Raw genomic sequence first — 12644 nt, 5'->3', positions numbered from 1 at the left:
TCCTAATTCTTGAATAAAAAATCTAAAGCTTTGGTTAGAGATTTTATCCTAAATTCGTCACTTTCGTTAATAATATCGTGATAAGCATTCTCAATTACTTCAAATTTAGGTGGTACAGGATCATTGGCGTGTTTCTCAAAGAATCTCTGAGCCTCTTTGGTGGAAACTACCTTGTCATCACCTGCACTCTGGCAGAAAACAGGAATAGTGAATTCAAACTTGTCTTTAAACAGCTCCAGCTGTTTCTTCATGGCTTCCTTCACAAAATGGAAGGTTGGTCCGCCGATAGTGTAAACCGGATGCTTTACGAAGTAATCGTGGTAGTAATTGAAGCGCTCTGGATCATGGGAATGATGATTGCCTTCAAACTCCAGTCTCTTGTATTCTGATCCATGTGGAGTGTACATATTTCTGGTAAATGGCAGAGAATCCATCATGGAGATAAAGAAATACAGATTTGCCTTGGACATATTGAAATAAGGCCACATGTATGGAGCGATCAGTGACATTCTCTTAGGCTTGTTTTCCTGATTTTTAAGAATATCAAGAGATATCAGACCTCCAAGAGAGAAGGCCAGAAGGTTGTAATCTCTGATGTTAAGCTTGTCCAGTACGAAAGTTACATCCTTGGCGTAATCTTCAAAATGCTCAATATGGTATTTCTGTCGGTCAGGAAGTAATCGTGTTGAGCTGCCCTGACCTCTGGCAAAGATAACTACAGCTGCAACCTTCAGCTTGGATAGGGAATAAAACAGCTCGCAGAACTTGTGGGCAATCTCTCCTCGGCCAGGAATAATCACCAGACTTTCAACAGGATTCTCAACACTCAGTCTGGCTGCTGTTACTTCAAAACCTTCAGGATTGGTAAAAGAAAGATTTTCCACATTGGACAGGTAGAATTTCTCAAGTACTTCACGGTCTTTTTTGAGGGTGTCTGTGTTAATGAAGGCATCTTTGATTCTTTTCATATCGAGCCTCGAGCTGCTAAATATTCATATCTATTAATAAAATATAGCTAAATTCGAGGTGATATAAAATGATCCTATCGTCTGCGATAGATAGTGATCACATTTGGCACTGCTTTAACTCTTCTCAGAACAGCTGCAAGATGCTGTCTGTCACGAACTGTGATGATGAGATTGATGATGAAGGTCTTCTCATCCTTAAGGTCTGAATTAATACTCTCGATTCTGGCGCCGGCAATGTCAATGGCGTTGGAAATCTCTGAAAGAATACCCTGTCTGTTTTCAAGTTCGATAAAGAGGCTGGTCTTGAATTCCATATTGGCAGTTACAGGCAGATTCCAGCTTACATTAAGAGTCTTGCCCGGGCCCCTTTCATTCTCACGGATATTCTTGCAGTTAATATTGTGGATAACGATACCTCTACCCTGAGCAATATGCGCAATAATCTTGTCGCCTGGAATAGGCATACAGCACTGCGCATAGGTAAATGGCAGACCGCCGGTGCCCTTTACAGGCAGCTCATGGTGCTTGTGGGAATCCGGATCGAGGAATTTGACCACAGCCACGGTAAGAATATTACCCATGGCAATATCGGTAAACAGTGTCTCCAGATCCGGTTCGTTGAAATTCTCGATAATGCTCTTGATCTGCTCTTCGCTTAGTGACTCGATTCTGGTAGGTCTAAGAGCGTTCTGCAGCAGTCTGCGTCCAATCAGCTGACATTCCTGTGAGCGAAGTCCCTTCAGGTACTGACGGATTGAGGAGCGGGCTCTGGAGGTTACCACAGTAGACAGCCAGATAGCATTAGGGCAGGCAGATGAGGAGGTAATAATCTCCACCGACTGTCCTGAATGCAGACTTCTTGAGAGCGGGAATACATGATGATTTACACGGGCACCGATACAGTGGTGACCGATATCAGTATGCAGCGCATAGGCAAAATCTACAGGAGTTGCACCCTTTGGTAGATTGTAGATAGTGCCGTCAGGAGTGAACACAAAGATTGAATCTGGGAAGAGGTCGGTTTTTACATCCTCAACAAATTCCAGTGAGGAGCCGGCACTCTGCTGCAGATCAATCAGATTCTTAATCCAGTCCTGAGCATTCTTCTGAGAGGCGGTAGATACAGCTTTTGATCCGTTCTCCTTGTAAGCCCAGTGGGCTGCAACACCACGGGCAGCCATCTGATCCATAAATTCGGTTCTGATCTGAACCTCAATAGGTACACCGTGAGGTCCGATAAGGGATGTATGCAGAGACTGATAGCCGTTGAGCTTAGGAATAGCAATGTAATCCTTAAAACCGTTAGGACGAGGCTTAAACAGATTATGCATCTGTCCTAAAACACGGTAGCAGGTATCAACATCCTTCAGAATGATTCTAAAACCGTACACATCCATGATTTCACTGAACTGCAGTTCTTTCTGGACCATTTTACGGTAGATGGAGTAAAGGCGCTTTTCTCTGCCTAGGACTCTGGCTTCGATATTGGATTCCTTAAGACGGTTACTGATGGCTGTGAGCATGCTGGAAACAACTTCCTTGCGGTTGTTTCTGGCTCTGGTAACAGCAGCCTTGAGGACTCTGTATCTGGTTGGATAGATAGAAGCCATGCAGAGTTCTTCTAATTCCTGACGAATTTCAGAAATACCCAGACGGTTGGCAATCGGAACAAACACATCCAGTGTTTCCTTCGCAATTCTGATGCGCTTGTCTGGTCTTAAAGCGCCCAGAGTTCTCATGTTATGGGTTCTATCTGCAAGCTTTAGAAGAATAACTCTGATGTCCTTGGTCATGGCCAGAATCATTTTTCTAAAGTTTTCCATCTGTGCTTCCTTGTAGTCCTGGAAGCGAAGTTTATCAAGTTTGGTTACACCCTGTACCAGTCCCCGAACAGTGGCTCCGAACTCATCTTCAATCATCTGCTCGGTAACCATGGTGTCTTCAACCACGTCATGCAGCAGGGCAGCTTCAATTGATTCTGCATCAAGATGCAGCTGGGCAATTACGGTGGCAACAGCGATAGGATGAATGATGTAAGGTTCACCAGACGCACGTTTCTGATCCTTGTGGGCAAAATCAGCCACAAAGAAACAACGGTCAATCTGATCTATGAGGTTCTGAGGAAGGTATGAACAGAGCAGGGCTCTTAGATGCTCATAATAAGGAAAGTTAGGAGAAGATAAGGCTTGATCTAATGGAGTGATACCTTCACATTTAGGAATAAAGCTTTTATCTTCCCCCATAGAGTGCTCCGATTAGCTAAACATTTCTACGCCATCGATTGGAGCAAATTCGTTATCAGCAGGGTGAATAGAAGAATCACGTAAGTGGTCTTTTCTATCCTGCTTGTCTAAAAATTCTTTAGTAATTAAGCCTTCTTCGATCTCACGAAGAGCGATTACTGTTGGCTTATCCTTATCTTCTTCTACAAGTGGATTGCTTCCTGAAGCAATCTGACGTGCACGGCGGGCTGCAAGAAGAATTAAATCAAAACGGTTTCCAACTTTCTTTACAGCGTCTTCAACGGTAACTCTTGCCATAATCTGTACCTTTAAAAAGATTAAAATCTGTCTTTACTTGTTTTCCATATGAAGACAGATTGCAGGACCTACTAGCATAAGTCCTTTAAACATCTCATATCGAAATTCTATACCGATAAACCGTCTAATACAATATATTAGACAAGCTTATGCTGCTAAGTGATCGTTAATTATCATTCCTGCACTATGCAGGTGAAGATTAATGATCTCTGGTAAAGACAAAAATAAAAACTGAAGAAACAGCATAACTATGTCTTTTAAAGTGAAAAAAACTCGGTCTCAATATGTTATTGAGATCTTTTTCTTAGTTTTTTTGGAGCTTAGAAGACAAGACCTGCTTTTACCAGTGACAAAGCAGGTGCCATTATACACTAAAAAATCCCAATTCAATCAAATTAGTTTTTGTTGAGACCAAAAAGTTCTGATATTTCTTCTTTCTTTTTATCCAGCTTTGCTCTGTTGGCCAGAATAATTGATCTCATGTTGAGAACACTCTCCTCAAAATCATCATTAATGATTACATAGTCGTATTCATCATAATGGGAAATCTCACCAATAGCCTTGTTCATTCTCTTTTCAATCACTTCAGGGGCATCAGTGGCACGAGAAACCAGTCTGCGGTTTAGCTCCTCTAGTGAAGGTGGAATAATGAAGATACCCTTGGCATCAGGAGTCTGCTCACGGATCTGTCTTGCACCCTGCCAGTCGATATCCAAAAGCACATCCTTGCCTTCATTAAGCCACTGCTCAACAATTTCCTTTGAGGTGCCGTAGTAGTGATCGAATACATGAGCGTATTCGTAGAAGGCACCGCGGGCAATCAGGGCTTCAAATTCTTCATTGGTAACAAAGTGATAGCTTACATGATCCACCTCGCCAGGTCTTGGCTGACGGGTAGTGTGGGATACAGAAAGTCTTAGAGAGTCATCAAGGTTGAATCTCTTTAAAATAGATGCAATCAGTGATGATTTACCTGCTCCTGATGGGGCAGATACGATATATAGAGTTCCTTTTTTCATAGTATTTGCTGTAATTAATCGTTATCTGTGTGTGTAAGCTCAAACCAGTTTCTTAAAACTTCTCTGGTTTCATCTATACCAATCTTCTTTAGGGCGGAGAAGGCGATAATTTTAAAGTTTCCGCCAAACTCTGAGAGGGCGGTTCTGACTTCTCCCACCATCTCTTTACGCTTGTTGACTCCGAACTTGTCGCACTTGGTCAGAAGGATCAGTGCAGGAAGATTTGAGGCAATGGACCAGTCGATAATCATACGGTCATGATCACGCAGCGGTGTTCTGATATCCATGGTAACCACCAGACCGCACAGACATTTTCTCTGCTGCAGATAATCGGTCATTGATTTCTGCCACTGTCTTTTCATGTTTTCTGGAACCTGGGCATAGCCGTATCCTGGAAGATCAACAAGATAACGCTTATCAGCAACTGAGAACAGGTTGATAAGTCTGGTTCGTCCTGGGGTTCTACTGGTCTTGGCTAGATTTTTCTGATCGCAAATTGCGTTGATTGAAGATGATTTGCCTGAATTAGATCTACCAATAATAGCAATTTCAGCGCCCAGATCTTCCGGTAGCTTCGAAATATCTGGTGCGCTGGTTACAAATTTGGTTTTTCTAAAATCTAAGACAGCCTTTTTGATAGTATCTGTCATGTATAAATATCTAAGTCTCGTTAAACTTTATACTGCTCCAAAATATCATCTGGGGATTCTGTGTTCTTTGACTCAAAATCACGAATAGCAGTAAATGTAGTATCGTCCATGGCAAGCTCAACATAGAATACATTTCCTGATTCTGTATTGAATGTTACCTTACCGAAAATCGGATTATCCAGATCAACGGAAATATTAATCTGAACTTCACGTGGTAATACTAACATTTTTGGCTGTGATTGGTCGATCCTAATATGCAATGCATCACTAACTGAACGAGTAAAATCACCTAAAATCTGGTTCATTAACTCACCTAAGGAATTACTTACCTCGTCCTGAGTATAGTTCTTAGCCATTTCAGATTCAGGCAGACCCATGTTGCTCAGATAGGCTTTGTATAGCTCCATTGCGGTTTCTTTAGGGAAATTAATAACCACCATACCTGAGAAGGAACCGGTAAACATCACAAAGGTACCGATATCTGGAGTCAGAACAGTCTTTGAAATTTTCTGAATCAGTGGCACGAAGTCTGTTTTTTTACCAGTTGCTGAAGTTAAAACAGAAGAAACACTCTGGCATAGAGATAACATAATATCGTTGCTGCCAATAATCTTTGGTTTTTTAGCCATACACCCTCCATAACAAGTGTCTGCTTTTAAGTTTAGGTTACGATTCAAATAAATGTAGTATTAGGATCACTAATTTTGGATTAATCAGGATTAATCTAATCTTTAAATAAGTAATTATTCGTAAAATCAAGAGGATATTTTAAGAAAAAAATTAATTTATTATGAGAAACAGTTCAAACTTTCTGTTCTTTAACTTCTTCTGATCCCCTTGCGATGACGGCTAAGCGGATAACTCTGCGTTCGTCATTAATGTAAAAACAAGGCGATGTTTAAATTTTTTTCCAAGCAAAAATCTTTACACTGTGATCTTTTACATCCTCAAAATTCTGAACGTGAGAAAGGCTTCATCTTCCTTACGGATTAATTTTGATAAGTCTGATTTGTCCACCTAGCCTTATAAATAGGTTAGAAATTTTTTTAATAACAAGAAGTTTTCAAAAAGAACTCATTAAGTCCGATTATAAAGTGCATTAACATCACTCTATAAAGTCAAAAAATTTCTCAATAAAATATCCTCGGATTTTCATCCTCTAAAGATAGCCGCAAGGTTTTCTTAAGGTTGTTGTCTCTTCGTCACAGCGTAAAATCGGACTGCAATAAGTTCTTTTTGAGAGCTCAAGAGAGCTTTCTATGCGAATACATTTATCTGATAACTTTGATTGTCATAAACTTATTGTCTTTACGTTCCCCGCTGTAGCCATGATGGTGTTTACCTCCATTTACACCATGGTGGACGGTTTCTTTGTTTCCAACTTTGTGGGAAAGGTTCCTTTTGCTGCGGTTAACCTTATATATCCTCTGTTTCCTATAGCCGCAGCAATCGGCCTTATGATCGGAGCCGGCGGTAATGCTCTGGTTGGTATCTGTCTTGGCAGAGGAGATAAGGAGAAGGCCAATGCCTATTTCTCCATGTTTATCTACGCGATGCTGGGTATAGGTTCCTTATTTGGCATTGTCTGCTTCTGCTTCTCCGAGGATTTATCCAGGATGCTCGGGGCACAGGGAGAGCTTTTATATTATGCAACTCTGTATGCAGACTATCTGTTCTTATCTACCCCTTTCTTTATCCTGTCATTTACCCTGCAGGGCTTCTTCGTTACTGCCGAAAAACCAAAGCTGGGCTTCTGCATCACACTTTTTGGCGGTGTGCTCAATATGTTGCTGGATCCGCTGTTTATTATCGTCTTTGAGATGGGACTAAAGGGAGCTGCCATCGCTACCGTGTTATCTCAGGTTATAAGTGTTACGGTCGCTCTGATTTATTTTTCATCAAAGAATGATTCGCTGCTGTCACTTTCAAAGAATCCTGAGTTTGATTTCAGGGTTCTGAGTCGCTCCTGCTTTAACGGCATGTCTGAGATGGTTACCAATATTGCGGTAAGTGTGGTTACTATCGTTTATAACTTCCAGCTTATAAAAGCCTATGGAGATAACGGAGTGGCAGCCTTTGGCGTCATCATGTATCTAAGCTTCCTTTTCACTGCAGCTTTCTATGGTTTTGCTACAGGCAGTGCTCCAATCTTCAGCTATAACTTTGGAGCAAGAAGAAAGATGATGCTCAAGAAGATTCTGCTGAGAGCCTTGAAACTGGTTTTAATCGGCGGTGCGGTCATTGTACTGGTATCAGAGGTTTTCTCTGATATGCTCGCTCAGATCTTTGTGGGCTATGATAAGGAGCTGTGCTATCTGACCTCTCATGCCTTAAAGCTGTATGCTGTATCCTTCCTGTTCAGCGGTATCGCAATCTTCGGTTCAGCTTTCTTTACTGCTTTGAACAACGGTATGGTTTCTGCGGTGATATCTATCTTCAGAACCTTTATCTTTGAAATCGGAGCTATTCTGGTTCTGCCGGTGCTGATCGGCTCTAACGGTATCTGGCTGGCTATCGTGGTAGCTGAAATCAGCTCCCTGCTTTTAACCTGGTTCTGCATGAAAAAGTGCAGTGTGAAATACGGTTTTAACTCTTAGGCAGACAGTTTGGCGTGAAAAGAGTGGACTGGTGTATAGCTGAAAAAAAAGCTGGAAGCATCGGAGTTCGCAGGAGAATATCCTGACATATCCGTTGTCCCAGCCAACATTGAACAAGAAAATTAATTCTTAACTGTATAATTTCTTGGAGAAATATCTGTCGCCGCGGTCTGGTAAGATGGTGACGATGTTACCCTTAACTCCCTTTGCTATCAGCTTTAAAGAGGCACTTAGTGCTGCACCTGAGGAAGAGCCGGCAAAGATGCCTTCCTTTCTTGCCAGAAGACGGGAAGCTTCAAAGGCATCGTCATCTGAGACCTTGATAACCTCATCCACCAGTTTGATATCCATGGTGTCAGCAATAAAATCGTTACCGATGCCTTCGATGTTGTAGTCATGGTGTTCACCGCCACCCATGGTGGAGCCGTATGGATCAGCAAGAATGCCTTTGATATCAGGATTCTGCTCCTTTAAATACTTAAGTACTCCGCTGTATGTACCTCCTGAGCCTGCACCTGCCACCACATAATCAATCTGACCGTCCAGAGCCTTATAGATCTCAGGTCCGGTAGTCTCGTAGTGAGCCAGTGGATTTGCCATGTTGCCAAACTGATTTAAGGTTACAGAGTCAGGGATCTTTGCTCTTAATTCTTCAGCACGTCTGCTGGCTCCAAGCATACCTTCCTCACGAGGAGAGCTGATAATCTCAGCGCCCAGAGCCTTCATCAGAATCTGTTTTTCCTCAGAGAATTTCTCTGGTACAACAAAGATAATCTTATATCCCTTGTTTAGGGCGGCCATGGCTATACCTAGGCCGGTATTTCCTGCGGTGGCCTCAATAATGGTACCGCCCTTTTTTAAAAGCTGTTTTCTTTCCAGATCCTCAATCATGTAGGTACCGGTACGGTCTTTTACTGAGCCGCCGGGGTTGTACAGCTCAAGCTTGGCAAAGAGATTTACAGAGGAACTCTCCACAACCTGATTAAGTTTTACCAGTGGGGTATTGCCGATAAGATCTTTGATTGAATTGTAATAAAACATTTTTCCCTCCTTATATTCTGCTGTTATCAATGGCCTGTTTTAAATCAGAGATCAGATCTGAGGCATTCTCAATGCCTACAGAAAGTCTGATGAGATTGTCGGTAATACCAAGCTTAATTCGAAGATCTCTTGGAATTGAAGCATGAGTCATGGAGGCTGGATGGCATACTAAAGACTCAACACCGCCAAGACTTTCGGCCAGGGTAATCAGCTTAAGGCTTGGGAAGAATTTCTTAATGTCATAATCCTCTGTAAGCTCAAAGGAAATCATGGCACCGCCGTTTTTTGCCTGTCTGTGGTGGATCTCGTGACCTTTGAAACCTGCAAGACCAGGATAGTAAACGGTTTTAACTCCGTTATGCAGCTGCAGATACTCAGCTATCTGTTGTGCATTCTGAGCATGTCTGTCCATACGTACAGCCAGAGTCTTGATGCCTCTGATCATGAGGAAGGAATCAAAAGGTCCGGCAACACCACCGGTTGCATTTTGAATAAAAGCGATTCTCTTTGAGTCTTCTGGATTTCTGGTTACAACCAGACCGGCTACCACATCAGAATGACCGCCGATATACTTGGTGGCACTGTGAACCACAATATCAAATCCATGTTCAATCGGTCTCTGCAGATATGGAGTCATAAAGGTATTGTCGGCAATTGCCACAAGGTTGTGTCTATGGGAAATCTCTGCAATTGCCTTCAGATCAGTGATGGTTAAAAGAGGATTGGCAGGAGTCTCAATAATCACTGCCTTAACCTCAGGAGTGATAGCCTCTTCAAAGGCTTTTAAATCAGTGGTATCGGTAATCTGATAGGTAATGCCGAAGTTTGAGAAGATCTTGTCTAAAACACGGTAGGTTCCACCGTAGACATTGGATGAAATCAGGATTTTATCTCCGGTTTTAAACAGGGAGATTACGGCAGTTAAGGCTGCCATTCCTGAACCGAAGGCAAAGCCTGCATCGCCGCCCTCAAGCTCGGCAATAAGACTCTCTAAGGCTGCTCGGGTAGGATTGCCGGTTCTTGAGTATTCCCATTTTACATCACCGCCAATGTTTTTCTGGGCATAGGTTGAGGTCTGATAGATTGGGACATTTACTGCTCCAGTATATTCGTCAGTACTGATGCCGCCGTGAATGAATGAGGTTTCGATATGTGAATAGTTTTTCATGATTAATTTCCTTGTTTTCTCTTTTTTAGTTCTTTTCTGCTTTTATAAAGTGAACGTTGCTGTAGCCCTTAAGGTTATGAATATGTCCGGTTATAAACTGTTCCTTAATCTGTTCAGGATTAAGATGTAGAACGTTAAAACCCAGCTCCTCAAGCCCTTTGACAACACTCTTAGCCTTATAGCCTTCACTCATTGGCTCCCCAAGTTTTGAGGTGAGATTTCGTAACTCCTCAAAACGTCCATCTGTATCGGTCAGTGATTTTTCTTCATAAAAATCAAAGAGAACTGTCAGATTTGAAGAAAGCTTGCGGATATCTCTCAGGGTAGAGAGGAAGGTTTCAAAGTTCAGGTAATAGGACACGCCCATGATGGTTACAAAGGTTGGTCTGCTGCTGTCAAAGCCGGCTTCTTCAAGCTTTTCTAAAAGAGAGTCGGTTCTGAAATCTACAGGTACGAAGATCGCCCTGTTTTCAAGCTTAAGATTTGTGATCCTCTGCTTTTTGATGTTCTGGAAGAAAGGATGGTCAACCTCAAAGAAGCTGATATTCTCTGACTCGTTTCTCCAGGCAAAGGTATCAAGACCAGCTCCTAGAATAAGATACTGAGCATTAGGATTTTTCTTTTTGAATTCAGTAAATTCGCGCTCAGCAAAGATGCTTCTGGAGACCGGAATTGGCAGGAGCAGATCAAGAACCTTTTTCTTGAAAACCCCCTGCTGCTGTCTGCGGTTTTTAAGTATCAGCCTTAGAAGTAATCTTCTGTCTTCCTCAATGATTTTCTCTGCAAGATAATCATTAAAACTTGGCTGATTTTCGCTTTTTGAATAGTATGCTCTTGCCCATGCGCAAATTCTGGCTGTAACGCTGCCCTGATATGTTGTCATTTTTCAATCCCACTTTCTGTGTTGATTTTTATTGCAGTAATCAAAGCTTTCTGCTTTGATGTAACTTTACTTTATTAAAGTAAATGCCTGTATTAGCTGTTTATCTTAACAACAACAGCAACAACAGTATAAAGAGAGGTTCTTTGGAGAGAAAACAAAGGAACTGGCACGCAGACTGATGTCTGTGTTCTCTGTTCTGCTATGTAAATGTAAATTTGTCATAGTAAAATATTCCCTTTGTTTAATTTATTTATACAACAACAGAAAAATGAAATAAAGAACTTTTTTTAAAAAATATCTATTTCGTGGAAATTCAGGCTGAATTCTGTAGTTTTTCCCTATTTTGGTGATTTAAAAGTGCTTAAAAAGGCATCAGTTTAACGGAGTTTTACTGATGCCTTATATTTTCAAGCTGTCTTATGAGGCGAGCTTGTGTTCACGTTCGTCGATTACACGCTTTGACTTATGCTCAGAGCGGGTATTCAGACCTCCATCCTTATGCACCACCACGTTGGCTGGTTTTACACCGATTCTGGCCTTGAGAGTGTTGGATACGGTGCTGATTACCTCTGCATCGTCCTGATCGTTCTCTGCCTTTTTCTCAACTTCTACCGCATACTTGCAGGTGTAATCCTGATCGAAGATTCTGATGCGGTACTCACCGGTAAGACCTGGAATACTTCTGATACCTGCCTCAACATCTGATGGGAAGACGTTAACTGCACTTACGATGAACATATCATCCTTACGTCCTAGAACATGGATTCGGCCATGAGTTCTTCCGCACTTGCAGACTGAGGTGTCGATCCAGCCGATATCACCTGTTCTGAAACGGATCAGAGGACGGGCATGCTTACGCAGAGTTGTGAATACGAACTCACCCTTTGAACCTGGAGGCAGCACTTCACCAGTCTGAGGATCAACAGTTTCAACCAGAATGTGATTCTCAGCGATGTGAAGACCATCCTTGTATTCACACATTGCAGCACAGGCTCCGAAGATATCAGACAGACCGTAGAAGTCATAAACCTCAGCGCCCCACAGCTCCTCGATTGCCTTACGGGTTTCGTTGATGGAACCTCCAAGCTCACCTGCAACAATGATCTTCTTGATGTTTAAATCCTTCTTAGGATCGATTCCGTTCTTTAAGGCCTTCTCACCTAACTGCCATGCATATGATGGAGAGGTCCAGATTACGGTTGGCTTATAGTTCTGCAGAACCCACAGCAGTCTTTCTGATGGCAGGGTACCGCCCCAGATGCAAAGTGCTCCGGTCTTCTGGGCACCGATAACATCAGGTCCTCCCACGTACAGAGAAAAGTTCAGTGCATGTACATAACGGTCATTTGGTCTTACACCAACCTGCCAGAACCAGCGGGCCTCGGTTTCCTGGAACTCATCAAAATCCTTCTGAGTGAAAGGAGAGATGGTTGGAACGCCGGTTGAACCTGATGAAGTTGAAATAAAGACCACATCATTCTCAGGTACAGCACACAGTTCACCCAGGAAAGAACCCTTGCCCTGAGTATCGCGCTGGGTCTTTTTATCCATGAATGGGAACTTCTCGATATCCTTTAGGGTTACGATGTCCTCTGGCTTTACACCTGCATTGTCAAAAGCTCTCTTGTAGTAAGGAGAGTTATCGTAGGCGTATTTGACGATCTTCTTAAGATCAATAAGCTGCTGTTTTTCAAGATCCTCTCGAGAAATAGTCTCCAGATCCTTATTCCAGTATTTGCTATCGTTAATAGGCATTTTAAATATCCTCTTTTAAATCG

At 42.3% G+C, this 12644-nt stretch carries 11 protein-coding genes; 1 reads left to right on the top strand and 10 read right to left on the bottom strand.

What is annotated here, in order from left to right; all coding sequences use genetic code 11:
- Positions 1-2: 2 nt before the first annotated feature.
- From BM308_RS03515 to BM308_RS03490, 6 genes are all read right to left on the bottom strand, one after another.
- Positions 3-968, bottom strand: a complete 966-nt coding sequence (locus tag BM308_RS03515; RefSeq protein WP_074942916.1) for an alpha/beta fold hydrolase — start codon at positions 966-968, stop codon at positions 3-5.
- A gap of 74 nt (positions 969-1042) precedes the next feature.
- Entirely contained in the window at positions 1043-3211 is a 2169-nt protein-coding gene (gene spoT, locus BM308_RS03510) for a bifunctional GTP diphosphokinase/guanosine-3',5'-bis pyrophosphate 3'-pyrophosphohydrolase (protein ID WP_083425424.1), read from the bottom strand.
- A 12-nt stretch (positions 3212-3223) separates the two neighbouring features.
- Positions 3224-3508 (bottom strand): DNA-directed RNA polymerase subunit omega, encoded by a 285-nt coding sequence (gene rpoZ, locus BM308_RS03505; protein ID WP_074838511.1) that lies wholly within the window; start codon positions 3506-3508, stop codon positions 3224-3226.
- Positions 3509-3903: 395 nt separating this feature from the next.
- Positions 3904-4527, bottom strand: a complete 624-nt coding sequence (gmk, locus tag BM308_RS03500) for a guanylate kinase (protein WP_074942915.1) — start codon at positions 4525-4527, stop codon at positions 3904-3906.
- Between the two features lie 14 nt (positions 4528-4541).
- A complete protein-coding gene (gene yihA / locus BM308_RS03495; RefSeq protein ID WP_373604439.1) occupies positions 4542-5165 on the bottom strand; it encodes a ribosome biogenesis GTP-binding protein YihA/YsxC in 624 nt (207 codons plus the stop codon).
- A 32-nt stretch (positions 5166-5197) separates the two neighbouring features.
- Positions 5198-5806 (bottom strand): DUF3334 family protein, encoded by a 609-nt coding sequence (locus tag BM308_RS03490; RefSeq protein WP_074942912.1) that lies wholly within the window; start codon positions 5804-5806, stop codon positions 5198-5200.
- A gap of 630 nt (positions 5807-6436) precedes the next feature.
- Between BM308_RS03490 and BM308_RS03485 the strand changes: the two genes are divergently transcribed.
- Entirely contained in the window at positions 6437-7774 is a 1338-nt protein-coding gene (locus BM308_RS03485) for an MATE family efflux transporter (RefSeq protein ID WP_074942910.1), read from the top strand.
- A 129-nt stretch (positions 7775-7903) separates the two neighbouring features.
- Here BM308_RS03485 and BM308_RS03480 read toward each other — a convergent pair whose 3' ends face one another.
- From BM308_RS03480 to BM308_RS03465, 4 genes are all read right to left on the bottom strand, one after another.
- Positions 7904-8815, bottom strand: coding sequence for a PLP-dependent cysteine synthase family protein (locus BM308_RS03480; protein ID WP_074942909.1), 912 nt, complete (start codon positions 8813-8815; stop codon positions 7904-7906).
- Between the two features lie 10 nt (positions 8816-8825).
- A complete protein-coding gene (locus tag BM308_RS03475; protein WP_074942907.1) occupies positions 8826-9983 on the bottom strand; it encodes a trans-sulfuration enzyme family protein in 1158 nt (385 codons plus the stop codon).
- 25 nt (positions 9984-10008) lie between these two features.
- Positions 10009-10866, bottom strand: a complete 858-nt coding sequence (locus BM308_RS03470) for a class I SAM-dependent methyltransferase (protein ID WP_074942906.1) — start codon at positions 10864-10866, stop codon at positions 10009-10011.
- 417 nt (positions 10867-11283) lie between these two features.
- Positions 11284-12621, bottom strand: a complete 1338-nt coding sequence (locus BM308_RS03465) for a phenylacetate--CoA ligase family protein (RefSeq protein WP_074942904.1) — start codon at positions 12619-12621, stop codon at positions 11284-11286.
- Between the last annotated feature and the right edge of the window lie 23 nt (positions 12622-12644).

Origin of the sequence: Succinivibrio dextrinosolvens (assembly GCF_900116345.1) — a bacterium.
Lineage (GTDB): Bacteria > Pseudomonadota > Gammaproteobacteria > Enterobacterales > Succinivibrionaceae > Succinivibrio > Succinivibrio dextrinosolvens_B.
Note: the sequence above shows the minus strand (reverse complement) of the source record. Positions and strands in the feature narration are given on the sequence as shown.

What these genes read in the sequence shown, in the direction of transcription:
- BM308_RS03515 (WP_074942916.1), bottom strand. Translation starts at nt 968, where the DNA reads ATGAAAAGAATCAAAGATGCCTTCATTAACACAGACACCCTCAAAAAA.
- spoT (WP_083425424.1), bottom strand. Translation starts at nt 3,211, where the DNA reads ATGGGGGAAGATAAAAGCTTTATTCCTAAATGTGAAGGTATCACTCCA.
- rpoZ (WP_074838511.1), bottom strand. Translation starts at nt 3,508, where the DNA reads ATGGCAAGAGTTACCGTTGAAGACGCTGTAAAGAAAGTTGGAAACCGT.
- gmk (WP_074942915.1), bottom strand. Translation starts at nt 4,527, where the DNA reads ATGAAAAAAGGAACTCTATATATCGTATCTGCCCCATCAGGAGCAGGT.
- BM308_RS03490 (WP_074942912.1), bottom strand. Translation starts at nt 5,806, where the DNA reads ATGGCTAAAAAACCAAAGATTATTGGCAGCAACGATATTATGTTATCT.
- BM308_RS03485 (WP_074942910.1), top strand. Translation starts at nt 6,437, where the DNA reads ATGCGAATACATTTATCTGATAACTTTGATTGTCATAAACTTATTGTC.
- BM308_RS03480 (WP_074942909.1), bottom strand. Translation starts at nt 8,815, where the DNA reads ATGTTTTATTACAATTCAATCAAAGATCTTATCGGCAATACCCCACTG.
- BM308_RS03475 (WP_074942907.1), bottom strand. Translation starts at nt 9,983, where the DNA reads ATGAAAAACTATTCACATATCGAAACCTCATTCATTCACGGCGGCATC.
- BM308_RS03470 (WP_074942906.1), bottom strand. Translation starts at nt 10,866, where the DNA reads ATGACAACATATCAGGGCAGCGTTACAGCCAGAATTTGCGCATGGGCA.
- BM308_RS03465 (WP_074942904.1), bottom strand. Translation starts at nt 12,621, where the DNA reads ATGCCTATTAACGATAGCAAATACTGGAATAAGGATCTGGAGACTATT.